The 24,816-nt window shown below is 70.8% G+C and carries 17 protein-coding genes and 1 pseudogene; 1 reads left to right on the forward strand and 17 read right to left on the reverse strand.

The window, feature by feature from the left end; translation table 11 throughout:
* Window positions 1-43: 43 nt before the first annotated feature.
* From ACIHCL_RS03570 to ACIHCL_RS03600, 7 genes are all read right to left on the reverse strand, one after another.
* Window positions 44-2,071 (reverse strand): hypothetical protein, encoded by a 2,028-nt coding sequence (locus ACIHCL_RS03570; protein ID WP_399856503.1) that lies wholly within the window; start codon window positions 2,069-2,071, stop codon window positions 44-46.
* 146 nt (window positions 2,072-2,217) lie between these two features.
* Entirely contained in the window at window positions 2,218-3,717 is a 1,500-nt protein-coding gene (locus ACIHCL_RS03575; RefSeq protein WP_399856505.1) for a D-ribitol-5-phosphate cytidylyltransferase, read from the reverse strand.
* A 287-nt stretch (window positions 3,718-4,004) separates the two neighbouring features.
* Complete coding sequence (gene obgE / locus ACIHCL_RS03580; RefSeq protein ID WP_399856507.1) at window positions 4,005-5,441, reverse strand: GTPase ObgE; 1,437 nt, start codon at window positions 5,439-5,441, stop codon at window positions 4,005-4,007.
* A gap of 171 nt (window positions 5,442-5,612) precedes the next feature.
* Window positions 5,613-5,870, reverse strand: coding sequence for a 50S ribosomal protein L27 (gene rpmA, locus ACIHCL_RS03585; protein ID WP_399856509.1), 258 nt, complete (start codon window positions 5,868-5,870; stop codon window positions 5,613-5,615).
* Between the two features lie 14 nt (window positions 5,871-5,884).
* Window positions 5,885-6,205, reverse strand: coding sequence for a 50S ribosomal protein L21 (gene rplU / locus ACIHCL_RS03590; RefSeq protein WP_045947825.1), 321 nt, complete (start codon window positions 6,203-6,205; stop codon window positions 5,885-5,887).
* Between the two features lie 781 nt (window positions 6,206-6,986).
* Entirely contained in the window at window positions 6,987-11,231 is a 4,245-nt protein-coding gene (locus ACIHCL_RS03595) for an Rne/Rng family ribonuclease (RefSeq protein WP_399856512.1), read from the reverse strand.
* 232 nt (window positions 11,232-11,463) lie between these two features.
* Complete coding sequence (locus ACIHCL_RS03600; RefSeq protein WP_399857130.1) at window positions 11,464-12,246, reverse strand: TIGR03936 family radical SAM-associated protein; 783 nt, start codon at window positions 12,244-12,246, stop codon at window positions 11,464-11,466.
* A 363-nt stretch (window positions 12,247-12,609) separates the two neighbouring features.
* On the opposite strand from ACIHCL_RS03600, the pseudogene ACIHCL_RS03605 reads away from it, so the two are divergent.
* Window positions 12,610-12,765, forward strand: a pseudogene (locus ACIHCL_RS03605) (transcriptional regulator); the annotation flags it as partial.
* On the opposite strand, the gene ACIHCL_RS03610 reads toward ACIHCL_RS03605, so the two are convergent.
* The 10 genes from ACIHCL_RS03610 to ACIHCL_RS03655 all read right to left on the reverse strand — a co-directional run bounded on the left by ACIHCL_RS03610 (window position 12,762) and on the right by ACIHCL_RS03655 (window position 24,813).
* Window positions 12,762-13,103: a hypothetical protein gene (locus tag ACIHCL_RS03610; RefSeq protein WP_399856514.1), complete on the reverse strand. Its 342-nt coding sequence runs from the start codon at window positions 13,101-13,103 to the stop codon at window positions 12,762-12,764. The pseudogene ACIHCL_RS03605 and the gene ACIHCL_RS03610 sit on opposite strands and share 4 nt — an antisense overlap.
* Window positions 13,104-13,509: 406 nt before the next feature.
* Window positions 13,510-15,465, reverse strand: coding sequence for a TIGR03960 family B12-binding radical SAM protein (locus ACIHCL_RS03615; protein WP_399856515.1), 1,956 nt, complete (start codon window positions 15,463-15,465; stop codon window positions 13,510-13,512).
* A 71-nt stretch (window positions 15,466-15,536) separates the two neighbouring features.
* Window positions 15,537-17,249 carry a CHAD domain-containing protein gene (locus tag ACIHCL_RS03620; protein WP_399856517.1) on the reverse strand — a complete coding sequence of 571 codons (1,713 nt, stop codon included), beginning with the start codon at window positions 17,247-17,249 and terminating at the stop codon, window positions 15,537-15,539.
* Between the two features lie 62 nt (window positions 17,250-17,311).
* Window positions 17,312-18,502 carry a rod shape-determining protein RodA gene (rodA, locus tag ACIHCL_RS03625; protein ID WP_399856519.1) on the reverse strand — a complete coding sequence of 397 codons (1,191 nt, stop codon included), beginning with the start codon at window positions 18,500-18,502 and terminating at the stop codon, window positions 17,312-17,314.
* Window positions 18,502-20,667, reverse strand: coding sequence for a penicillin-binding protein 2 (gene mrdA / locus ACIHCL_RS03630; protein ID WP_399856521.1), 2,166 nt, complete (start codon window positions 20,665-20,667; stop codon window positions 18,502-18,504). The genes rodA and mrdA overlap by 1 nt, the downstream gene beginning before the upstream one ends.
* A gap of 106 nt (window positions 20,668-20,773) precedes the next feature.
* Window positions 20,774-21,433, reverse strand: a complete 660-nt coding sequence (gene mreD, locus ACIHCL_RS03635; protein WP_399856523.1) for a rod shape-determining protein MreD — start codon at window positions 21,431-21,433, stop codon at window positions 20,774-20,776.
* Between the two features lie 11 nt (window positions 21,434-21,444).
* Complete coding sequence (gene mreC / locus ACIHCL_RS03640; RefSeq protein ID WP_399856525.1) at window positions 21,445-22,488, reverse strand: rod shape-determining protein MreC; 1,044 nt, start codon at window positions 22,486-22,488, stop codon at window positions 21,445-21,447.
* A gap of 145 nt (window positions 22,489-22,633) precedes the next feature.
* Window positions 22,634-23,653, reverse strand: a complete 1,020-nt coding sequence (locus ACIHCL_RS03645; RefSeq protein WP_399856526.1) for a rod shape-determining protein — start codon at window positions 23,651-23,653, stop codon at window positions 22,634-22,636.
* A 290-nt stretch (window positions 23,654-23,943) separates the two neighbouring features.
* On the reverse strand, window positions 23,944-24,357 hold the full coding sequence (gene ndk, locus ACIHCL_RS03650) for a nucleoside-diphosphate kinase (RefSeq protein ID WP_399856528.1): 414 nt from the start codon (window positions 24,355-24,357) through the stop codon (window positions 23,944-23,946).
* 96 nt (window positions 24,358-24,453) lie between these two features.
* Window positions 24,454-24,813: a DUF4233 domain-containing protein gene (locus ACIHCL_RS03655; protein ID WP_399856530.1), complete on the reverse strand. Its 360-nt coding sequence runs from the start codon at window positions 24,811-24,813 to the stop codon at window positions 24,454-24,456.
* Between the last annotated feature and the right edge of the window lie 3 nt (window positions 24,814-24,816).

The raw sequence follows: 24,816 nt of genomic DNA on the forward strand, positions 1-24,816 counted from the left end.
CTGTGCCGGGCCTTGCTCATCGTGTACGGCGGGCGGCTCCCGCTCACCCCACGGGTTCGCCCAGGCTCTTCGCCACCACGGTGTTCCGTGCTTCCGCCTTGGCCGCGAGCGCCTTCACGGCCATGTCGAACCGCACGATCGAGGTGGGCTCGTCCGGGCCGAGGAGGTACCGCTTCAGCTCACGCCGGGCATCCGCGAGCGTGTCCGAGGCCGGCTCCCTCACCGCGGCGAGCAGCGCGTCCAGTTCGACCGCCGAGTTGGAGAGGATCACCGCGGCCCGCACCGCCGTGTTCTGGCGGCGGAACTCGTCCGTGCCCAGCTCGGCCGAGTCCGTGACCGCATAGGGCTTGCCGCTCGCGATGAAGTCGGACACCACACTGGAGATGTCCGAGACCATGGCGTCCGACTCGTTGAAGCAGTCGTACAGCCGCATCTGGGGGCCGGTGATGACCCGGTGCTCCCACCAGCCCATCGCACGCCAGGACGCGGCGTTCCACTCGTCCTTGAGCCTGGCCGTCTCGGCTTCACGCGCCGGATCGGCCAACGACTCGCGCGACAGCTCGGCCTCGTCGCGCGCGGCGTGTCCACCGCCGGCCAGCTCCTCCAGCCGGGCCTCGATACGGGCCAGCTCCTCGCTCGCCGCGGCCCGCTCGCCCCGCGTGGCGGCCGACTGCTCCGCCCAGCGCGGGTCGGTGGCCCGCTCGGCCGCGGCCTTCTCGATCATCTCGGTGATCCGCTCGTGCGCAGCCTTGGCCTTGGCGCTGCGGGTGCCCGTGAAGGGGTGCGGCTTGTACAGCAGCCGGACCGGCTGCTCGGCGTTCAGCAGCCGCCTGACGATGTTCTCGCCCGCCAGCAGCAGGGAGGTGTTGCCCGGGTCGTCGTCCCAGCCCTCCCAGGTGGGGGCGTACAGCACCGTCGGCACCGGGTTCTTCGGGGCGCCGGACCACGGCTGGATGGGGGCCAGCTGCGGGCGGCCCACCTCCACGATGTCCTCGTCGCGCACGCCCACGTCCGCCAGCGCGTAGCGGTCGCGGCCGGCCCGGCCCGCGGTCCACACCTCGTCGTACGCCTTGCTGTACGGGTTGACGCTGGCGATCTTGTCGCTGTCGCCGTGGCCGATGAAGACGTGCTTCATCGTCGGGACCCGCAGCAAATGGATGTTCTTGCCGACGTTGGCCGCGTAGAGCGCGACGCGCACCGACGAGAGGTCCAGGTTCATCAGGTGCACACCGCCGGGCACGCAGAGCACCGGTACCGAGGTCGTGGCGAGCTGCGGCACGATGTTGCGCTCGCGCAGCAGGATCATCGGCCGCCCGTCGAGCTGGGCCATGGTCTCCAGCCACATGTTCGCCTGGTAGGCGGAGTCCTTGGAACCGGAGAAGTACAGCACCGTGGTCGGCCGGTACTCGGCGAGCCAGTGGTCCACGGCCTTGAGGACCCTGGCGTCCGGCGGTACGAGCCGACTCGGCCGTGCGTACGGCAGGAGCGCCACCAGGTAACCGGCCGCGAGGACGAGCGTGAGGCCGAGGCCGATGTACGCGACGACGTCCTTGCCGGTCTCGACGGCGGCCAGCACGCCCACCACCGAGAAGACGTCCAGGTGCAGCATCTTCTCCGCGGGCCGGTGCATCAGGAACTGCGGCGGGGCGTCCGCGATCCGCACCGACCCGAGGTCGATGTTGCGGGTCACCACCGGAAGCTTGCGGCGCAGGCGGATCAGCGTGACCATGGCGCTCTGCGGCACCTGGAGCCCGTAGAAGGCCAGCAGGCAGGCGACCGTCACGTAGAAGAGCGTCTGTTCGCCGTACTCCATGCGGGAGAGCAGCAGGACGAGCAGCAGCTGGCGGACCAGAAAACGGATCGAAAGCCCCGCCCGGACGGCGGCCAGGCGGTTGATCAGGTAGCTGCCGCAGTGGTGCAGATACCGGTCCGCGAGGTAGGTGACCGCTGTGGCAGCGGCGAAGACCCAGCCATTGGGGATTATCGCAGCGAGCATTATGCACGGGAATCCCACAGCCAACAGGAGCGCGGCGGCCAGCTCCGAACCACTGCCCACCCGAGCCAAGCGCATGGCTTTCGAAATCACGAAGTACCGCTCTCGAGGGTGCCGACTTGTTACCTTGCGAAGAGAGTGTGAAGGCGCAGCTTCACGAATTCGGACCCCTGCGGTCGCCTTCGACGACTGCAGGGGTCCGAATTTTTGATTGTCAAGCAGTATTACACATCGGCCTGTCGGTCCAGGACGGCGGCCAGCGCCTGCTCGAATCCCGAGGCCTCGGAGGCGCCCCGGGTCGGGTCCTGCTGCCGTACGTCGATGACGTGGCCGGTCATCTCGGAGAGCAGGACGTCGAGGGAGGTCCTCGCGACCGCCTCGGAGGAGAGCAGGGTGCCCGCGGGCTCCTCGCCGAACGCCTTGGTGCGCATTGGCGTGGCGGTGCGCTCGGGGTTCACGCAGTTCACCCGCACGCCCTCGTTCGCCCACTCGTCCGCGAGCGCCTGGGTGAGGTTGACCATGGCGGCCTTGGTGGACGAGTAGAGGCTGTACTCCGCGCGGCCCCGGGTGTAGCTGCTGGAGGTGTAGAGCAGCAACTGGCCCTTGGTCTCGGCGAGGTACTTGTGGGAGGCGCGGGCGATCTGGACCGGTGCCAGGTAGTTGACGTTCAGCGCTTCCTGGATGGTCGCGTTGTCCGTCTCGGCCAGCCTGCCGATGCGGAGCACGCCCGCGGTGTTGACCACGTAGTCGATGCGGCCGGTGTCGGCGTACGCCTTGGAGAGCGCGTCGTCGATGTGCTCCGGGTTCTCCACGTGCGTGCCGGTGGTGGAGCGGCCCAGGGCGTAGACGGTGGCGCCGTAGGACTCCGCGAGCGACGCGATGTCCGCACCGATTCCGTACGAACCGCCGAAGACGACCAGGGTCTTGCCGGTGAGCAGGTCGCGGTAGGCGGCGTCGTCGGTCGGCTGCGGAACGGCCGTGGAGGCCAGCTGGAAGAGCTTGTCCGCGATGAAGACGTCGACCGGCTGAGTGACCTTCATGTTGTACTCGTCGCCCGCGACCACGTAGATCGGTACGTCGGGGAGGTACTTCAGGACGACCGAACAATCGTCGGTGGCCTGGAAATTCGGGTCACCCGCCGCGATCTCGTACGCCCGGCGGATCGTGGACAGCTTGAACGCCTGCGGCGTCTGGCCGCGGCGCAGCCGGGAGCGGTCGGGCACGTCGGTGATGAACTCGCCGTCGCCGCCGTGGGTGCGCGTCACGATGATCGTGTCCGCGGACGGGATGGCGACGTCCACCGCCTGGTAGCGCTCCAGGGCGTCGACGCAGTCCTTGATGACGCGCTGCGAGAGCAGCGGGCGCACGGCGTCGTGGAAGAGGACGTTGCGGTCCTCGCCCTCGGCCAGCCCCTCACCGAGGGCGGCGATGGCCCGCTCGGTGGTCTCGTTGCGGGTGGAGCCGCCTTCGATCACCTTGACGACCTTGGTGAGCCCGGCCTTGGCGACGATCTTCTCCACGTCGGGCACGTACCCGGGAGCCATCAGCACGATGATGTCGTCGATGCAGTCGGCCTGCTCGAAGATCGACAGCGTGTGCTCGATGACCGCCTTGCCCGCGATCTTCAGCAACTGCTTCGGGATCGACAGCCCCACACGCTGGCCGGTACCGCCGGCGAGCACGACTGCTGTGGTTCGGGCTTGGGCTATGTGCTGAGCAGACACGGACGACCTACCTTGAGGGCTGGGAGACACAGCGATGGTTGCACTCTCCGTTACTGTCTCGCAAGGTGGATGTTGATCTACACACCCCGCAGCGAAACGTTGCGTTGCCTTGCGATCAGGGCGAACAACGGAAACAGGCCGCTCGACCGGGTGACCGATGCCACACGAATGAGCGGAATGAATCACCCTTGAGCGGCTTCGGTCGCCTTGTCGTGCGACACGAAGAACCCTGTCCGGCCACCGGCGCGGGCCCACGGAACACGTCCGCGCCGGCGGCCGGGTCCGGCTCAGAACGGATCGAAGTCGTCGAACTCCTGCTGCGCCTCGTCTCGTTCGGCCTCGCGCTCGCGGCGGCGCTGCACCGCCGGGCGGGGCTCGTCGAAGCGGTGGTCCTCGCCGCGTCGGCCGAGCATTTCCGCGCCCGCGGCCATGGACGGTTCCCAGTCGAAGACGACCGCGTCGTCCTCGGAGCCGATGGCGACGCCGTCCCCCTCGCGGGCGCCGGCCTTCATCAACTCGTCCTCGACACCGAGGCGGTTGAGCCGGTCCGCCAGGTAGCCCACGGCCTCGTCGTTGTTGAAGTCGGTCTGCCGGACCCAGCGCTCCGGCTTGTCGCCGCGCACCCGGTAGAGGCCGTCCTCCTCCCTGGTGACGGTGAATCCGGCATCGTCGACGGCCTTCGGGCGGATGACGATGCGCGTCGCCGTCTCCACGGGCCTGGCCGCGCGCGCCTGCGCGATGACGCCCGCGAGCGCGTAGGACAGTTCCTTGAGACCGGTGCGGGAGACGGCCGACACCTCGAAGACGCGGTAGCCGCGCGCCTCCAGGTCCGGGCGGACCATGTCGGCGAGGTCCTTGCCGTCCGGGATGTCCATCTTGTTGAGGACGACGATGCGGGGCCGGTCCTCCAGGCCGCCGTACTGCTTCAGCTCCGCCTCGATCACGTCGAGGTCGGAGACCGGGTCGCGGTCCGACTCCAGCGTCGCCGCGTCCAGGACGTGCACGAGGACCGAGCACCGCTCCACGTGCCGCAGGAACTCCAGGCCGAGGCCGCGGCCCTGGCTGGCCCCCGGGATCAGCCCGGGGACGTCGGCGATGGTGTAGACGGTTTCGCCCGCGGTGACCACGCCGAGGTTCGGCACCAGCGTGGTGAACGGGTAGTCGGCGATCTTCGGCTTGGCCGCCGACAGGACGGAGATGAGCGAGGACTTGCCCGCACTCGGGTAGCCCACGAGCGCGACATCGGCGACGGTCTTGAGCTCCAGGACGATCTCCCGGGCCTCGCCGGGCTCGCCGAGCAGGGCGAACCCGGGGGCCTTGCGCCGGGCGGAGGCCAGCGCGGCGTTGCCGAGGCCGCCGCGTCCGCCCTGGCCGGCCACGAACGTGGTGCCCTGGCCGACGAGGTCGGCCAGTACGCCGCCGTTCCGGTCGAGCACGACCGTGCCGTCCGGCACCGGCAGCACGAGGTCCTGCCCGTCCTTGCCGGAGCGGTTGCCGCCCTCACCGGGCTGTCCGTTGGTGGCCTTGCGGTGCGGTCGGTGGTGGTAGTCGAGGAGCGTGGTGACCGACTGGTCGACGACCAGGGTCACATCGCCGCCGCGCCCGCCGTTCCCACCGTCCGGCCCGCCCAGCGGCTTGAACTTCTCGCGGTGTACGGAGGCGCACCCGTGGCCTCCGTTACCCGCGGCGACGTGCAGCTCGACGCGGTCCACGAAGGTGGTCATGGTTGGAACCTCCAGTTACATGCGTGTACATGCGTGCGAAAAAGTCTCACTCGTGCCGTCCCGCGCAGGAGAAGGCCGTTCCTCATGGGAGAAACACGCGAAAGGCGGACCCGCTTCCCGTTGGGGAAGTGAGGTCCGCCTCCGCAGAAATCGCTCGACGAGCGCCGTGAATCAGGCGGCGACCGGAACGATGTTCACAACCCTGCGGCCGTGACGCTTGCCGAACTCGACCGCACCCGCGGTCAGCGCGAACAGCGTGTCGTCGCCACCGCGACCGACACCGGCGCCCGGGTGGAAGTGGGTGCCACGCTGGCGGACCAGGATCTCACCGGCGTTGACGGTCTGACCGCCGAAGCGCTTCACACCGAGCCGCTGAGCGTTGGAATCGCGGCCGTTCCGGGTGGACGACGCGCCCTTCTTGTGTGCCATGTCTCCTCAGTCCCTTACTTCGCGGCCGTCGGGATGCCGGTGACCTTGATCGCCGTGTACTGCTGACGGTGACCCTGGCGACGGCGGTAGCCGGTCTTGTTCTTGTAGCGAAGGATGTCGATCTTCGCTCCCTTGTGGTGGTCCACGACCTCGGCCTGAACCTTGATCCCGGCCAGCACCCAGGGGTCGCTGGTCACGGCGTCGCCGTCGACCACGAGCAGGGTCGAGAGCTCGACCGTGTCGCCAACCTTGGCCGTGGAAATCTTGTCAACCTCGACGATGTCACCGACAGCAACCTTGTGCTGACGGCCACCGCTGCGCACGATGGCGTACACGCGGATCTCTCTTCTCGCTCGGAACGGGGTCCCTGACGCCAGCCGCTCACACGGGCCGGAGCCCGAGGTGATCCGAATGGACGAGCGGCCTCTCGCCGGTGAAGGGAGGGGGGTGCTCAGGGACAGGCGCATAGGGAAACACGCCGAGGGGCAAGGTTACGGGCCGCGGTCCTGAGGGTCAAACCGGGACCTTCGCTCCCTGCTCTCCGGTGCGGAGCCGCCCACGCGCCGCTCCGAGCGCCGTCCCGTCGTCCGGGGAGGCTCGGCCCCTCCCGGAGTGCCGGACGCGGCCCACGAGGCGACAGGAGGACCGGGGAGCGGACTTCCCGGGGGACCGGCAGCCGCCCCACCGGGTGCGTCGGGACGGCAACGGCCGACACAGCCGCTCCCGCACGTCGGCACGAGCCGTGTCGGGCCGTCTCCACCCCGTACCCGGCCGGATGCGCTCCCCCGGCCGACCCCGCCGGGAGGAGGAGCTTTCGCCATGAACCCGGGCCGCCACCGGCTCGGGAAGACACCTGGACGGCAGGCAGCCCTGCGACGGCCCGGCGGAGGGCGGCGACCGCCCGTCCGCCCCGGCCGCCGGTCGAGCCGTGCCGGAAGGACCGGAGGGAACCCGCCACGAGCGCGGGCGTCGGACCCTCGGCCGGGCGGGGCCGTTCCCCCGCCCCGGAGCCCTCCGCCCGGGCCATGCCGCGATCATGTGTCCGCCGCACCATGCCGCGTACACCGATCCGGTCCGGCCCGGACGGAACCCGCCCCTGTGGCGGCCGGGAGTGCGCTATGCCTCCGTGCCGACCGACACAGCCGGCTGCGCCGACTGCTCGGCCGCGACGGCCTTCTTCGCCGCCGCCTTCTTCGCCGTCGTCTTCTTCGCCGCGGTCTTCTTGGCCGTCGTGGTCTTCTTGGCCGTCGTCTTCTTCGCCGCGGTCTTCTTGGCCGTCGTGGTCTTCTTCGCAGCCGTCTTCTTGACGGCCGCCTTCTTGGCCGTGGCCTTCTTGACCGCCTTGCGGGCCGTCTTCTTGGCCGGCGCCTCGGCCTCCGGGGCTTCGTCGGCCGGCTCCGCCGCCTCGGCCTCGGGGGTGCCGCCCTCATCAGGTGCCTCGGCCGCGGGGACCGCCGGTGCCTCGGTGGAGGCGGCCGGCTCGGCCTCCGCCACTTCGGCCTCCGGCACGGACTCCGCCGGGGCGGTGCCGGTCACCACGACGACCTCCGCCGCATCCGCTCCTGCGGGCGAGCCCGCGGGGGCGGTGACCTTGCGGGTCACCCGACGACGAGCGCGCGGCGGGGCCGGCTCGGCGACGGCCTCCACCGGTGCGGGCTCCTCGGCGAGGACCTTCTCCGGCACGGCGGCCTCGGGGGCGGCCTCCACCGGCGCGGGCTCGGGCTGCGCGGCCTCGGCCTCGGCCGGGGCCACCACGGTCACGGCTGCCTCGGCCGGGGCGGACGAGCCCGCCGGGGCCGTCGCCTTGCGGGTCGCACGGCGACGCGTACGGCCCTGCGGGACCTCGGCGACCGGCTCGGCCTCCGCCACCGGTGCGGCGTCCACGGCCACGACCGGCTCCGGTTCCGTCGCCGGCTCGACCGCCGGAGCCTTCGGGGCGCCGGTCGGGGCCGATGCCCTGCGGGTCGCACGGCGCCGGCCGCGGCCGCGCATCGCGGCCTCCTCGGCCTCGGCGGCGCTGCTGTACAGCTCCTCGTCCGGGGCGAACGCCGGCTCGGCCTGCGCCACCGGGGCAGCCGCCTCGGCAGCGGTCCCGGTGAGTGCCTCGGCCTCGGTGACCACCTCGGCCGCGGCGGCGGCCTCCGTACCGGTACCGGCCGCCTCGATCACGTGCTCGTGGTCATGCACCGCTCCAGCACGGCCGCGCTTCTTGGAGCGCTTGCCGTTGCCGCCACCGATCGACGCCGGCTGCGGCATGTGCACGATCACGCCGCGCCCGTTGCAGTGGACGCAGGGCTCGGAGAACGACTCCAGCAGCCCCTGCCCCACCCGCTTGCGGGTCATCTGGACCAGGCCCAGCGAGGTCACCTCGGCGACCTGGTGCTTCGTACGGTCGCGGCCCAGGCACTCCAGCAGGCGCCGCAGCACCAGGTCCCGGTTGGACTCCAGCACCATGTCGATGAAGTCGACGACCACGATGCCGCCGAGGTCGCGCAGCCGCAGCTGGCGCACGATCTCCTCGGCCGCCTCCAGGTTGTTCTTGGTGACGGTCTCCTCAAGATTGCCGCCCTGACCGGTGAACTTGCCGGTGTTGACATCGACCACGACCATGGCCTCGGTCTTGTCGATCACCAGCGAGCCGCCGCTCGGCAGGTAGACCTTCCGGTCCAGCGCCTTCATCAGCTGCTCGTCGATCCGGTAGGTCGCGAAGATGTCGACCTCGGACGTCCACCGCGACAGGCGGTCCGCCAGGTCCGGCGCCACCTGCGAGACATAGCCGTGGATGGTCTCCCACGCCTCGTCACCGCTGACGATGACCTTCGAGAAGTCCTCGTTGAAGATGTCGCGGACGACCCGGACGGTCATGTCCGGCTCACCGTAGAGCAGCGTCGGCGCGTTGGAGCTGGTGGTGCCCTTCGCCTTCTTCTGGATGTCCGCCCACTGCTGCTGCAGCCGTTCGACATCGCGGCGCAGCTCTTCCTCGCTCGCGCCCTCCGCCGCGGTACGGACGATGACGCCCGCGTCCTCGGGGACGATCTTCTTGAGGATGGTCTTCAGCCGGGCCCGCTCGGTGTCGGGCAGCTTGCGGCTGATGCCGGTCATCGAGCCCTCGGGCACGTAGACCAGGTAGCGGCCGGGCAGCGAGACCTGGCTGGTCAGGCGGGCGCCCTTGTGGCCGATGGGGTCCTTGGTCACCTGGACGAGGACGGACTGGCCGGACTTCAGCGCGGTCTCGATGCGGCGCGGCCCATGGGCCATGCCGAGCGCCTCGAAGTTCACCTCGCCGGCGTACAGGACGGCGTTGCGGCCCTTGCCGATGTCGACGAAGGCGGCCTCCATGGACGGCAGGACGTTCTGCACCTTGCCCAGGTAGACGTTGCCGACGTAGCTGGTGGCCTGCTCCTTGTTGACGTAGTGCTCGACGAGCACGTTGTCCTCAAGGACGCCGATCTGGGTGCGCTCGCCGCTCTGGCGGACGACCATCACGCGCTCGACGGCCTCGCGGCGGGCCAGGAACTCGGCCTCGGTGATGATCGGGACGCGGCGACGGCCCTGCTCACGGCCCTCACGGCGGCGCTGCTTCTTCGCCTCCATGCGGGTCGAGCCCTTGATGGACTGGACCTCGTCGAAGCCCGTGCCCGGTTCCCGCTCCTCCTTCTTGCGGGGTTCGCGCACCTTGACGACCGTGCGCTCCGGATCGTCCGCGGCGACCTCCGTGTCGGTGGCGAGGTCACCGCTGCGACGGCGACGACGACGGCGACGACGGCTGCTGGTCGTGCCGGAATCGGACGCCTCGTGCTCGTCCTCGGCCTCCTCGGCCTCCTCCGCCTCGGTCTCCCGGACGTGTTCCCGCTCGTCCTCGGCGTGGTCGGCCGGCGCGGCCTCTTCGCCGTGCTGCTCGGCGGTCTCCTCGCCCTCGTGGTTCTCGCCACGACGACGACGGCGTCCGCCACGGCGACGGCGGCGCGTGGGGCGCTCCCCGTATTCGTCCGTCTCGCCCTCGTGCTCGCCGTCGCCCTCGCCGTCGCCCTCCGGCTCGTGCTCGTCCTCGGCGTGCTCCTCCGCGACGGGGGCGGCCTGCTCGGTCTCGACGGGGGCGGCCTGCTCGGTCTCCACAGCCTCACCGCGACGGCGGCGACGGCGGCGCGAACCGGCCGACGGCGCGGCCTCGGCACCGTGCCGCTCCTCGATCGCCCCGGCCTCCTCCTCGACCTCGACCTCGGCCTCCGTCTCGACGGGGCGCGAGGCGACAGCGGCGGCGGCAGCGGTCTCCGGCGTCTGGAACATGGGCTCGGTGAAGACCGGAGCCTGGAACACGGCTGCGGCGGGACGCGTCACGCGGCGGCCCTTGCGTACGGGCTCCTCGTCCTCCGTGCCGGTGAACGCGGGCCGTGCGGTGGGAGCGGTGACGCGCCGGCGACGACGGCCGTGCGGCGCGGTGTCCTCCGCGTCCGGCGCCTCGGCCACGGGCTCCCGCTCGGCCCGGGCGACGGACTCGGCCTGGGCGGCGGGCTCGGCCTGGGCGGCGGGCTCGGGCTCGGTTCCGGCCGCGGGCTCGGCCGGGCTCTCGGCGGCCTTCGGGGCGCCCGCCGGTGCGCCCACCCTGCGGACGGCGCGGCGGCGGGTACGCGCGGGCGGCGCGGCCTCGGCAGTCGGCTCCGCCTCCGTCTCCGGGGTGCTTTCGGCTGCGGCCTGGACGGCCTTCTCGGCGGGCTCCTCCGGTGCGGCCTCCACGACAGCGGATTCGGCCTCGGCGGCCTGGGGGGAACCGGCCGGGGCCGATGCCCTGCGGCGGGTGCGCCTGTGCGGCGCGGCGGCGGGCTCGGCCGCCGTCACAGTGGCCGCCTCCTCGGCGCTCTCCGCCGTCTCGGCGTCCTCGGGGTTCTCGGTGGACGCGACGGGCTCGACGATCTCGGCCGGCTCGGCCGCCTTCGGCGAACCCGCAGGAGACGTCGCCTTGCGCACCGCACGACGACGCGAACGCGCGGGCGGCGCGGCCTCGACCTCGGACGCGGCCTCGACCACCTCCGCGGCCTGCGGCTCAACGGCCTCGGCCGGCTCGGCCGCCTTCGGCGAACCCGCGGGAGACGTCGCCTTGCGCACCGCACGACGACGCGGACGCGCGGGCGGCGCGGCCTCGGCCTCCGGGGCGTCGGCCGCGGCGGTGGCGGCGACGGTCACCTCGACGTCGACGGCTGCTACGGCCGGGGCGTCGACGGTCTGCGCCTCCGCCACCGGCGGACCGGCCGGGCGGGACGCGACACGGCGCCTGCGGCGCGGCGGCAGCTTGTCACCGGGCGCGTTGTTCTCTTCGATGTTCTCGATGTTCCCGGTCGTGCCGGGTTCGTTGGCCTGGGGCATGCGGGCGTTTCTCCCGTCAGGCTCCCGGGCGCCGCGTCTGGTTCCGGTCGGATCACGGTCCGCGTGATGTGCGCGATACCGCCGTCCGGGGCGCGGGCGCCGCACAGGAGCTCGGTGTCTGGCTCGCCGGTTCCGTACGTGATGTGCGCACGGCCTGGCGAAAGTCTTATGTGTCATCGCGCGACCCGCCCCGGTGGCTCCCGGGTCTCAGGGCTGCGCTGCAACGACCGCCTTACGCGGAACCTGCACCTTCCGGCGCCGTCGCGACGGCGGTCCCGGCGGCCGTGGGTGGAGCGGCCGAGGCTGCCTCGCGGTCGGGCGCGAGCGGGTCGGTCACCGTGCCGGACCCCTCGTCGAAGAGCCCCTGCGCCAGCCTGGTCACCGCTGCGGGGACCGGCGGCGCCAGGTCGGCCACGACACGGAGACCGGACAGGACGTCGTCAGGTCGGACGGCAGGTGTCACGTGCCGAACAACCAGCCGCAGTATCGCACAGGGCATGTCCCCCGGCCCATCTGGCCGGGAATCGACGACGCCCAGTTCGACCACGGCGGCCCGGGCATCGAAGGTCCGCAGGCCGTTCTTCCCCCGGCGCTGCACCTCGACGCTCTCCGCGCCGTTGAACGCGTCCACGGCCTTGGCCGCCTCCTCGACGGAAACCCCGTCGAGACGCAGTTCCCATACGGAGGCGGTCAGCCGCTCGGCCAGACCCGACGTACGGGCCTCCACGGCGTCGACGACGTCGAGGCCGTCCGGCAACGAGGCGTCGAGCAGTTCACGCAGCACAGCCGGGTCCCGGACCTCGGTGAGAGCGATCTCCAGGAACTCGGCCTCGCTGCCCGTGCCGGTGGGGGCGGCATTGGCATACGACACCTTCGGGTGCGGGGTGAAACCCGCCGAGTAGGCCATCGGCACCTCGGATCGGCGCAGTGCCCGCTCGAAGGCGCGCTGGAAGTCGCGGTGGCTGGTGAACCGGAGGCGGCCGCGCTTGGTGTAGCGCAGTCGGATGCGCTGCACCGCCGGTGCGGGCGGCGGGCCTTCGGGCTGTCGCTTGCCCAGTGGTTCTTCTCCTCGGTGCGGGGCGGACACGCTGGCATGCCGCCCACGAGATGCGGTGTGGCCCGGGGTGCCCGGTCCGACTCACGCCCGCTCGGTGTTCCTTTCCTCCGAGCGGGGAGATCTCTGGTCCAGGCGCCGCGCAAGGCACAGTCGTTGCTACACCCAGGGTACGCGCAAGGGCGCTCCCGGGTTCCCAGGGCTCGGACGCCCCCGCCGCGCCGACCGCCGCCGACGGTCGGCGCGGCGCTCTCTCGCCCCCTTCTCCCCGCGCCGCGCGCCGCGCGCCGTCGTTCGCGGCGCCCAGAGGACGTCCGCGCGGCGGGCCGGTCGGTGGTGTCCTCCCTCTACGACAACCACGTCGCCGAACTTCTCGGCCACGCCCTCCACCACGTCGAACACGTCCGCCTCGGTCCGACTGACACCCCAGCCACCGCTGAAGACCCGGAAACGGAGCCGGTGGCCGCTTCGAACTTCTAGTGCTGTGACCGCACAGGTTCGACAGGGCCGGCTGCCTGGGCGCGTGAATCCTTGCGCTCCGCGAGCAGGAACAGGAGGGCAGCGGAGGCGACAAAGCCGAAGCCGACGTACATGCAGGCCATGACCGTCTCGTAGGAGGCGTCGGCGATCCGGGCGATGCTGTTGATGAGCGTGAAGGCGTAGACGCACAGGAAGCCGTAGGCGCGAAGGCGCATCCCTGCTTGCCGCTTCCGCATCCACGGTGGTGTCCACCCTGCCAGCATCGCCACCGGGACCGGCAGCATGAGCGCCGTCGACACGGCCAGCCCAATCCAGTGGTACAGCGGATTGCCGTTCACCCCGCACCCCCCTTTCGTAGGCAGTCGCCAGCCGAGGGAGGGTTGACGAGGCCCGTCCATGCCGGACGCCGCGAGCTTCTGGCAAACCTTTCCGGTCGGAGCGCCAGACAGCGGGGCTGATCACCCGAACCGCGACGAGCCCGCAAACGCAACGAGCCCCTTCCCGGTCCAGGGAAGGGGCTCGACCGGTCGCGCCGCACTCAGGAGAGTGGGATGGGCTCAGACCCACTCCACCTCAGGGACGATCCGTGAACCGCTTCCAGGTCCCGGCAACGGCGTCCGGGATGAGGGCGGCGGCAACGACAGGCAAGGACGCGGAACACCTGCCGCAGTGAGCGCAGCGGCCACCTCGTCCTCGCTCGCCCCCACCGGGGCCTCAACCACGCGATCGAGTGCCTCGTTCACCTCAGTGCGCGTGACCACTCGGTGCCAGCGCTGCGTTCTTGACCGCCAACGGCAGCAGCTTCTTGCCGGTCGGGCCGATCTGGATGCTGGTGTCCATCTGCGGGCAGACACCACAGTCGAAGCACGGGGTCCAGCGACAGTCCTCGACCTCCGTCTCGTCGAGCGCGTCCTGCCAGTCCTCCCAGAGCCAGTCCTTGTCCAGGCCGGAGTCCAGGTGGTCCCAGGGCAGGACCTCCTCGTAGGTCCGCTCGCGGGTCGTGTACCAGTCGAGGTCCACGCCGTACTCGGGCAACGTCTTCTCGGCGGCGATCATCCAGCGGTCGAAGCTGAAGTACTCGCGCCAGCCGTCGAAGCGGCCGCCGGACTCGTAGACCTCGCGGATGACGGACCCGACGCGGCGGTCGCCGCGCGAGAGCAGTCCCTCGACGATGCCCGGCTTGCCGTCGTGGTAGCGGAAGCCGATGGAACGGCCGTACTTCTTGTCGCCGCGGATCTTGTCCCGGAGCTTGGCCAGCCGCGCGTCGGTCTCCTCCACACCGAGCTGTGGGGCCCACTGGAACGGGGTGTGCGGCTTGGGCACGAACCCGCCGATGGAGACCGTGCAGCGGATGTCGTTGGAGCCCGAGACCTCGCGGCCCTTCTGGATGACGCGGGTGGCCATGTCGGCAATCTGCAGGACGTCCTCGTCGGTCTCCGTCGGCAGGCCGCACATGAAGTACAGCTTCACCTGGCGCCAGCCGTTGCCGTACGCGGTGGCGACCGTGCGGATCAGGTCCTCCTCCGAGACCATCTTGTTGATGACCTTGCGCATCCGCTCGGAGCCACCCTCGGGGGCGAAGGTGAGTCCGGAGCGGCGGCCGTTGCGGGTCAGCTCGTTGGCCAGGTCCACGTTGAACGCGTCGACACGGGTGGAGGGCAGCGAGAGGCCGATCTTGTCGTCCTCGTACCGGTCGGCGAGACCCTTGGCGACGTCGCCGATCTCGGTGTGGTCGGCGGAGGACAGCGACAGCAGCCCGACCTCCTCGAAGCCGGTCGCCTTGAGACCCCTGTCGACCATCTCGCCGATGCCGGTGATGCTTCGCTCCCGTACGGGGCGCGTGATCATGCCGGCCTGGCAGAAACGGCAGCCGCGGGTGCAGCCGCGGAAGATCTCGACGGACATCCGCTCGTGGACGGTCTCGGCGAGGGGGACGAGGGGCTGCTTCGGGTACGGCCACTCGTCGAGGTCCATCACCGTGTGCTTCGACACCCGCCACGGCACACCCGACCTGTTGGGCACGACACGGCCGATGCGCCCGTCCGGGAGGTACTCGACGTCGTAGAAGCCCGGAACGTACACCCCGCCGGTCTTCGCCAGCCGGAAGAGGATCTCCTCGCGACCGCCGGGGCGGCCCTCGGCCTTCCAGTCGCGGATGATGTCGGTGATCTCCAGGACGGCCTGCTCGCCGTCGCCGACCACCGCGCAGTCGATGAACTCCGCGATCGGCTCCGGGTTGAACGCGGCGTGCCCGCCGGCCAGCACGATCGGGTCGTCGACGGTGCGGTCCCGGGCCTCCAGCGGAATGCCCGCGAGATCCAGGGCGGTGAGCATGTTGGTGTAGCCGAGTTCGGTGGAGAAGCTGAGCCCGAACACGTCGAACGCCTTGACCGGGCGGTGGCCGTCCACCGTGAACTGCGGGACCCCGTGCTTGCGCATCAGCTCTTCGAGGTCCGGCCACACGCTGTACGTGCGCTCGGCGAGGACGCCCTCGCGCTCGTTCAGCACCTCGTAGAGGATCATGACGCCCTGGTTGGGGAGCCCGACCTCGTACGCGTCCGGGTACATCAGCGCCCAGCGGACGTCGCATGCGTCCCACGGCTTGACGGTGGAGTTCAGTTCACCGCCGACGTACTGGATGGGCTTCTGCACATGCGGGAGCAGAGCTTCGAGCTGTGGGAAGACCGAATCGACTGACATCGCGAACTTTCGAGAGCAGGCAAGGGTGACCCTTCAGCCTACCCGGCGTCCGGCCTTCGCAGCGCCTCCGCTCACCTGGCCAGCGCCCTGCGCACCTTCGGGCGCGAGGCCCGCCTCCAGACCTCTGGAAGCCGCCGTTCCTCCTCCGCGGACGTCGCCTCCTCCCGCCCGTAGAGCAGTCCCCAGGTGAACCCGGGCTCCCCCGCGTTGTGCGCCTGGGCGGCCAGGGTGCGCAGGGCCTCACGGGCCACCACGCTGTCCTGGTGGTCGCCCAGCAGGGTCTGCACCGCCTTCATCCGTGCGGCGAACCGCGCGGCCGGCTTCCCCAGCGCGGGGCCGGCCGCCTCCGCCGCGTAGCGGGCGCGCTTGGCTGCCTTGCGGGCGTCATGGAGGGCGAGGTCCCGGTCGTGGCCGGGCGGAAGCTCCAGGGCACGGCCGACGCGGGCCGCGAGACGCCCGTACTCCTTGAGCACGGCGCGGGGCAGCGCGCGCCCGGGGGCCTGGGAGGCGGCGGACCGCAGCGGGGGGTCGGCGAGCAGGACGTCGAGGCGGTTCAGCAGGGCCAGGTACCGCTCGCCGTCCAGTACGGAGACGGTACGGCGCCGGGAGCCGCCCCGGCGGGCCCCCGACCAGATCCGGAGCCGGGCCCGGACGGGGCCGAGGGCGAGGACGCGGGGCAGGGCGTCCAGGCCCGCGCACAGCCGGGCGTCGAGAACCTCCTGGTCGCGATCGATCCCGAGCTCGGCGGCCAGCCACTTCAGCTCCTCGCCGACCGGGTCGGTGACGCCCCGGTCCAGGATCCCGCGGTACGTCCGCAGCGCACTGCGGAATCTGCGGGTGGCGACCCGCATCCGGTGCACGGAGTCGGGGAGGTCGCGGCGCACGGCGGGGTCGAGGGCGACGATCGCCTCGGCCTGGGCACGGAGGTACGCGAGGACGTGATCGCCCGCGGTCGCCGGCGCGCCGCCCTCGCGGGCATCCGGCCCCGGCCGGGCGGCTGCGCCGTCCTGTCCGGCCCCCGGTCCCGGGCCCCCGCGTGCGGCTCTGTCGTCACCGGCCCGCTGCCGGTCGCCCGGTCGTGTCTCGGCGAGCGCCCTCGCGACCTTGGACGAGGCCGTGGACGGGCGGATGCCGGCCTTGCGCAGCCGCTTCTCCACGGCGTCGAGGAGGGCGGGGTCGGCCCCGTCGGCCAGTTCGACCTCGATCTCGGTCCAGGCCGCCGTGCTCACGCCGCCGGCGGGCCGCTGCGCACCGCCGTCGGCCGCGGGTTCGGCGTCGTCGCCGGGCCGCCGTTCCACGTCGGCCGGCCGTTCCGTGCCGTCGGCGGGCCGTTCGCCGCCGAGGAGCCGTTCGGCGCGCACGGCGTCGACGGAGACCTCGGCGAGCGGCGTGCCGTCGCCGGCGCCGCCGGTCAGGAGGTGGACGTCGCGGGCGGTGCGGAGCCGGACGACGGGGACGAGCGCGCCGTCGCGTACCCGGGAGCGAACCAGGCCGGCCAGGGAGGACGGCAGCGTGTCGGAGAGCGGTTCGCGCAGCTCGTCGCGGATGCCGGTGGCGACCGGGAACTTGAGGTGCCAACCGGCGTCGTCACCACCGGTGCGGCGGCGCAGGGTGATGCGGTCGGCCGCGAGCCGGAGGTCCTCGGTGTCGTAGTAGACGGCGTCCAGCTCGCTGACGCCCCGGTGGACGACGGACGAGACCCCGGGCACCCGGCTCAGATCGGGGAGCCGCGTCTCCGCGGCGGCTTCGTACTTGCGCTCGATCTCACGTTTCGAGTCCGCCATAGACCGAATCTAGTGCTGTGTCCGGAAAAGTTCACCGGCTCGGGCAGTGCCGCGGCACCGGTTCAGGCGCTTATCGGCCGCTGGACCCTGATGGACTGGAGCAGTCCGACGGCGACCCAGACGGCGAACATCGAGGACCCCCCGTACGACACGAACGGCAGTGGGAGTCCGGCGACCGGCATGATGCCGAGCGTCATCCCGATGTTCTCGAACGACTGGAAGGCGAACCAGGCGATGATCCCGGCGGCGACGATCGTGCCGTACAGCTCGCTCGTCTCGCGGGCGATCCGGCAGGCACGCCACAGGACGACGCCGAGCAGCACGAGGATCAGCCCGGCGCCGAGGAAGCCGAGTTCCTCGCCCGCGACGGTGAAGACGAAGTCGGTCTGCTGCTCGGGGACGAACTGGCCGGTGGTCTGGGTGCCCTGGAACAGGCCCGTGCCGGTGAGGCCGCCGGAGCCGATCGCGATGCGGGCCTGGTTGGTGTTGTAGCCGACGCCCGCCGGGTCGAGTGCCGGATTGGCGAACGCGGCGAAGCGGGCGATCTGGTAGTCGTCGAGCAGACCGAGCTCCCAGACCGCGACCGCGCCGGCCACGCCCGTGCCGAGCAGGCCGAAGATCCAGCGGTTGGAGGCGCCGGAGGCGAGCAGCGCTCCGAGCACGATCACGACCATGACCATCACGGAGCCGAGGTCCGGCATTCCCATCACGACGGCCATCGGCACGGCCGCCAGGCCCAGCGCCTTGGCGACGGTGCGGTGGTCCGGGTGGAGCTGGTCGCCCGCGTCGACACGTTCGGCGAGCAGCATCGCCATGACCAGGATGATGGTGATCTTGGTGAATTCGGACGGCTGGATGGAGAAGCCGCCGCCGATGACGATCCAGGCGTGCGCGCCGTTGATGGTGGCGCCGAGCGGGGTGAGGACCGCCAGCACGAAGAGCACCGAAAGGCCGTAGAGGATCGGGACCGCGCCGCGCAGGGTGCGGTGGCCGAGCCAGATCGTGCCGACCATCAGGGCGAAGCCGATGCCCGTGTTGAGGGCGTGCCGCATCAGGAAGTAGTAGGGGTCGCCGTGCGTGAGCGAGTCCCGGCCCCGGGTCGCCGACCAGACCAGCAGCGAGCCGATGAACGAGAGCGCGAGCGCGGATCCGAGCAGGGGCCAGTCGAGCCGGCGCACGACGGAGTCGCGGGCGACGAGCTTGCCCCAGGCGGAGCGCTCGGGGGTGTAGCGCGAGACGGAGAATCCGGCCATCAGTCGCGCCTCCCCAGGACCGCCGCGAGGGTCTGCTCCTGCTCGGGCTTCTGCGAGGCGGGGTTGTAGGGCTTGATCTCCGGTGCCTCGATGGAGCCGTCCGGCTGGATCTTCGGCAGGGACTTCTGCGGGGCGGGCAGCAGCGCCTTCTTCAGGTCCTGCGTCCCGGAGTCGTCGAGCCCGTAGATGGCGTCGTAGATGTTGCGCACGGCGGGCCCGGACGCACCGGAGCCGGTGCCGCCCTGGGAGATCGTCATGACGATCGAGAAGTCCTTGGTGTACGTGGCGAGCCAGGAGGTCGTCTGCTTGCCGTAGACCTCCGCGGTACCCGTCTTGGCGTGCATCGGGATCTTGTCCTGCGGCCAGCCGCCGAAGCGCCAGGCGGCCGATCCCCGGGTCGCGACGCCCGCGAGGGCCTCGTCGATCTCGTTGCGGGTCTTGCGCGAGAAGGGCAGCTTGCCGTGCGACTTGGGCTTGATCTCCTTGACGGTCCGGCCGTCGCCGCTGACGACCGCCTTGCCGACGGCAGGGGTGTAGAGGGTGCCGCCGTTGGAGATCGCGGAGTAGATGGTGGCCATCTGGATCGGGGTCACGAGGGTGTCGCCCTGGCCGATCGAGTAGTTGACCGCGTCACCGGCGCGCATCCTGTCGCCTTCGAGGCAGTTCTCGTACGCGATCTTCTCGACGTACGAGCCGTCCTTCTTGCCCTGCTTGCACCAGGCGTCCTTGTTGGCGTCGTAGAACCGCTGCTTCCACTGGCGGTCGGGAACGCGGCCGGTGACCTCGTTGGGGAGGTCGATGCCGGTCTCCTTGCCCAGGCCGAACTGGTGGGCGGTCTTGTAGAACCAGTCCTTGGTGTTCTTCTTCGGCTTGTTGCCGCCGTCCTTCTGCCATTCCTTGTGCGCGATGCCGTAGTAGACGGTGTCGCAGGAGACCTCCAGAGCGCGGCCGATGGTGATGCTGCCGTAGCCCTGGGACTCGAAGTTCTTGAACACCTGCCCGCCGATGCTGTACGAGCTGGGGCAGGGGTAGTGGCCGTCGAAGGCGTAGCCGGCGTTGACCGCGGCGGTCGACGAGATGACCTTGAAGATCGAGCCGGGCGCGGCCTGGCCCTGGATGGCCCGGTTCAGCAGCGGGAAGTTGGACTTCGGGCCGGTGAGCTTGGCGTAGTCCTTGGCGGAGATGCCGCCGACCCAGGAGTTGGGGTCGTAGTTGGGCAGCGAGGCCATCGCCACGACGCGTCCGGTCTTCGCCTCCATGACGACGACGGCGCCGGAGTCGGCCTTGTAGTTCTCGCCGGTGTTCCTGTCGAACGACTGGCGGGCGGCCTTCATGGCCTCGTTGAGCTCGTACTCGGCGACGGCCTGGACCCGGGCGTCGATGGAGGTGACGATGCTGGAGCCGGGTTCCGCCTTGTCGTTCTCGGCCTCGCCGATGACCCGGCCGAGGTTGTCGACCTCGTAGCGGGTGACCCCGGCCTTGCCGCGCAGTTCCTTGTCGTAGGTGCGCTCCAGACCGGAGCGGCCGACCTGGTCGGAACGCAGGTAGGGCGAATCGGTGTCCTGGGCCTTGGTGATCTCCTCGTCGGTGACCGGCGAGAGGTAGCCGAGGACCTGGGCGGTGTTGGCCTTGCCGGGCGCGGGGTAGCGGCGTACGGCGGTGGGTTCGGCGGTGATGCCGGGGAAGTCCTCAGCGCGCTCACGGATCGTGAGGGCCTGCTGGGTGGTGGCCTCGTCGGTGACCGGGATCGGCTGGTAGGGCGACCCGTTCCAGCAGGGCTGGGGCGTCTTCGCGTCGCAGAGCCGCACCTTGTCCAGGACGTCCTTGGGCTTCATGTCGAGGACGTCGGCGAGCCGGGTCAGCACGTCCCTGCCGTCGTCCTTCATCTTCATCAGCTCGGTGCGGCTCGCGGAGACGACCAGCCGGGTCTCGTTGTCGGCGAGGGGGACGCCGCGGGCGTCGAGGATGGAGCCGCGGACGGCGGGCTGCACGACCTGCTGGACATGGTTGCTCTTCGCCTCCTCGCTGTATTCCTGGCCGTTGCGGATCTGGAGGTACCAGAGCCGCCCGCCGAGGGTCAACAGCAGCGAGAACACGAGGACCTGGATGACGACGAGACGGATCTGGACCCTGGGGGTCCGGCCGGTCTCGGGGATGTTGCTCACAGGGCGCCCCCGATGGCGGTCGGGCGGGAGGGACGGGGCGTGCCGGGGGTACGGGTCGCGCCGGGGGTGCGGGGCGCGACCGGGGCGCCCGCGCGGTGGTGCGGCCTCACAGTCGCTTGACCCCCTTGATCCGTCCGGTGCGCGACGCGCGGTTGCGGGCGGCCCTGACACGCAGTCCGCCGCGCTGGTCGCCGATCCGCAGACCGGTGCCCGAGGCCAGCCATCCGGCGGACACGTCGCCGCCGGACGCCTCGGCGACCGGGTCGTTCACGGTGCGTCTGGCGACGGCCATGATCAGCGGCACGGTGAACGGGGCGAGCAGCAGATCGTAGAGGGCGGCGGTGAACAGCAGACTGCCGAGGCCCACGTGGCGGGCCGCGGTGTCCCCCACGAGCGCGCCGACGAGCGCGTACAGCAGCGTCGAGCCGATCGCCGCGCCGACGACCCCGATCATCGGTACGGCGGCCGACCTGAGCTGCCCGCTCTCCGGCTTGACCAGTCCGGCGAGGTAGCCGATGACGCAGAGGACCAGGGCGTAGCGCCCCACGGCGTGGTCGGCGGGCGGTGCCAGGTCGGCGAGGAGACCCGCGCCGAAGCCGATCAGGGCCCCGCTGGTGTGCCCGTACACGAAGGCCAGTCCGAGGACGACCAGGAGCAGCAGATCCGGCACGGCGCCAGGGAGTTGGAGGCGGGCCAGTACCGAGACCTGGATGACGAGCGCCGCCACGACCAGGACGGTGGAGAGCAGAATGCGGTTCAGACGCATGGGGATCGGCGCTACCTCTGCTCGTCGTCCGTGGCGGTGAGGGCGCCCGGGCTTCCGCTCGGATCGGGGCCGCCGCTCGGATCGGGGCTCTCGTGGATGTTGCCGACGACGTTGCCCTCGGTGTCGACGATGTCGCCGTTGGGCGAGATCGTGACGGTGACGGTCGGGGTGGGCTTCGGCTCGGCGGGCTTGGGCGGGGCCTTCGGCAGGACCGTGTCCCGGGGGTCGTGGCGCGGTGCCTGGACGACGACGCCGACGATGTCGAGCTTGGTGAACCCGACGTACGGGCGGACGTAGACGGTACGGGTCAGGCCGCCGCCGGACGGGTCGACGCGGACGACCTCGCCGACCGGGACGCCGGGCACGAACGGCTTGTCCTTGCTGGAGCCGAAGGTGACCAGACGGTCGCCCTTCTTCACCTTGGCCTTGCCGTTGAGGAACTGGACGGACAGCGGCCGGGAGCCCTGGCCGGTGGCGAAGCCCAGTTCGTCGGTCTTCTCCAGGCGGGTGCCGACGGTGAAGTCGGGGTCGGTGGCGAGGAGGACCGTGGCGGTCTGCGGGCCGACGGTGGTGACCCGGCCGACGAGCCCGTCGCCGTTGATGACGGTCATGTCGCGCCGGATGCCGTCGCGGGAGCCCGCGTCGATGGTGACCGTCCAGGAGAAGCCCTGGGCGGCTCCTATGGCGATGACCTCGGCCGCCTTGATGCCGTACTGTCCGGCGGCCGACTTCTTCAGCATCTTGTCGAGCTCGCGGACTCGGTTGCGGTTGCTGTCGTCGCTGCCGAGCGCCGTCTTGAGCGCGGCGTTCTGGCGCTCCAGCTCGGCGATCCGGTTGTGCCGGGTGCCGGAGTCGCGCACCGCCCCTATGGCGTTGCCCACCGGATCGACGGCGGCCGCGACGCCGTTCTCGACGGGGCCGAAGACGGCGGCGGCGGCCCGCCTGGCGCCGTCCACCGGTGATCCCTCTCCGCCCCGGATGTCCACCGTGATCAGTGCGAACGCGATGACGATCAGCAGCACCAGGAGCAGCCGGCTCTCTCGTGTGTCCCTCACGTGCGGCGGCCGTGCCTTCCTCGTAGGAATGTTCGTGCCTGTATATCAGCGATCCGCCATACGGAACTCTGGGAACCGTACGACGGACTGCCGTTGTCCACCCGCGTGCGCCCGTCCGCCCGCGGGGCGTGTCGTGCCGCGCCGGCTACCGGCGGGGCTGGGCGTCCAGCACCTGCTGGAGCGCCTCGAACTCCTCGACGCACTTGCCGGATCCGAGCGCCACCGAGTCCAGCGGGTCCTCGGCGATGTGGATCGGCATGCCGGTCTCCCGGCGCAGCCGCTCGTCCAGCCCGCGCAGCAGCGCGCCGCCGCCGGTGAGGACGATGCCGCGGTCCATGACGTCGCCGGAGAGCTCCGGCGGGCACTTGTCGAGCGTGGTCTTCACGGCGTCGACGATCGCGTTGACCGGCTCCTCGATGGCCTTGCGGACCTCGTCGGCCGAGATGACCACGGTCTTGGGCAGTCCGGAGACCAGGTCGCGACCGCGGATCTCGGTGTGCTCGTCCTTCTTCAGGTCGTCCGCGGAACCGATGGTGACCTTGATCTGTTCGGCGGAGCGCTCGCCGAGGAGGAGCGAGTACTCCTTCTTGATGTGCTGGATGATCGCGTTGTCCAGCTCGTCACCGGCGACCCGGATCGACTGGGCGGTGACGATGCCGCCGAGCGAGATGACCGCGACCTCGGTGGTGCCGCCGCCGATGTCGACGACCATGTTGCCGGTGGCCTCGTGGACCGGCAGCCCGGAGCCGATGGCCGCCGCCATGGGCTCCTCGATGATGTGCACCTGCCGCGCCCCGGCCTGCGTCGACGCCTCGATGACGGCGCGGCGCTCGACCCCGGTGATGCCGGAGGGCACGCAGACCACGACCCGCGGGCGGGCCAGGTAGCGGCGCTTGTGGATCTTCAGGATGAAGTAGCGGAGCATCCGCTCGGTGATCTCGAAGTCGGCGATCACGCCGTCCTTCAGGGGGCGCACGGCGACGATGTTGCCCGGAGTGCGCCCGATCATCTTCTTGGCCTCGGAGCCGACCGCCAGGATGCCGCCGGTGTTGGTGTTGATGGCCACGACGGACGGCTCGTTCAGTACGACGCCTCGCCCTCTGACGTACACCAGCGTGTTGGCAGTCCCGAGGTCGATAGCCATGTCACGACCGATGAACGACATTGAGTTCCCCTTGTTCCCCATGAGGATGCGTCGGGCCTTCCAGGAAAGCACGGATGGCTTGTTCTGGTCGGCGAGGTGAGCGCTGTGGGCGTGGAAGATTCCATCGTAGTGCCGTGTGCACGGACACCGTGCGAGGGTCCTTCGCCATTGTGGGCGGAACGGGTGGACGTTCCACTCTTGGTGACGTTACGTCGAAGTGATGCGTTCCCGCGACCCCGACGCGTATGCCGAAGGGCGACCGAATTAATTCGGTCGCCCCAGGTCATGAGCGCTGTTCGGCTGATTCGCGCTCAGAAGAGCCCCGGAAAGAAAAGCTTCAGCTCGCGTTCCGCGGACTCCTCGGAGTCCGACGCGTGGATGAGGTTCTCACGGGTGATCGTGCCGAAGTCACCGCGGATGGAACCGGGCGCTGCGGCGATCGGGTCCGTGGGCCCGCTCAGCGTGCGCACCCCCTCGATGACCCGCTCGCCCTCGGCGACCAGCGCCACCACGGGACCGGACAGCATGAACTCGACGAGCGGCTCGTAGAACGGGCGGCCGACGTGCTCGGCGTAGTGCTGCTCCAGGGTGGCGCGGTCGAGGGTGCGCAGCTCCAGCGCGGTGATCCGCCAGTCGGCCTTGCGCTCGATCCGCCCGACGATCTCGCCGACCAGTCCGCGCCGGACGGCGTCGGGCTTGAGCAGAACGAGGGTGCGCTGGGTCATGGTGTGCGGCTCCTTGCGGGCATGCGAGTGCGGTGAGGCGAGGCTACAGGGGGACGGGAACGAGTCCGCGACCGGGTTTGGCCAAAGGATGACGGATCAGCCACCGGTAGTGGCCTCGGCCGACTCCTCGGCTGCCGCCCAACGGGCCTTCGCCTCGTCGATCTTCCGGCCGTAGTGGATGGAGGCCCACCACAGGCCGCCGAAGGCCAGTCCGAGGACGAACATCATCGGGACGATGAATCCGCTGGCCACCAGGGCGATCTGGAGAGCCCAGCCGAGTTGCACCCCGCCAGGGCGGCCGATCATCCCGCAGAGCAGTACGGAGAGCAGCATGCCGATGCCGCACACCGTCCAGACCGTGGTGGTCGTGAGGTCGTCCGATTTCATCGCGACGAGGCCGGCGAATCCGATCACGAAGAATTCACCGATCAGCGTCGACGCGCAGAGCATTCGCACGGG

Source organism: Streptomyces sp. NPDC052042 (assembly GCF_044548345.1).
GTDB lineage: Bacteria > Actinomycetota > Actinomycetes > Streptomycetales > Streptomycetaceae > Streptomyces.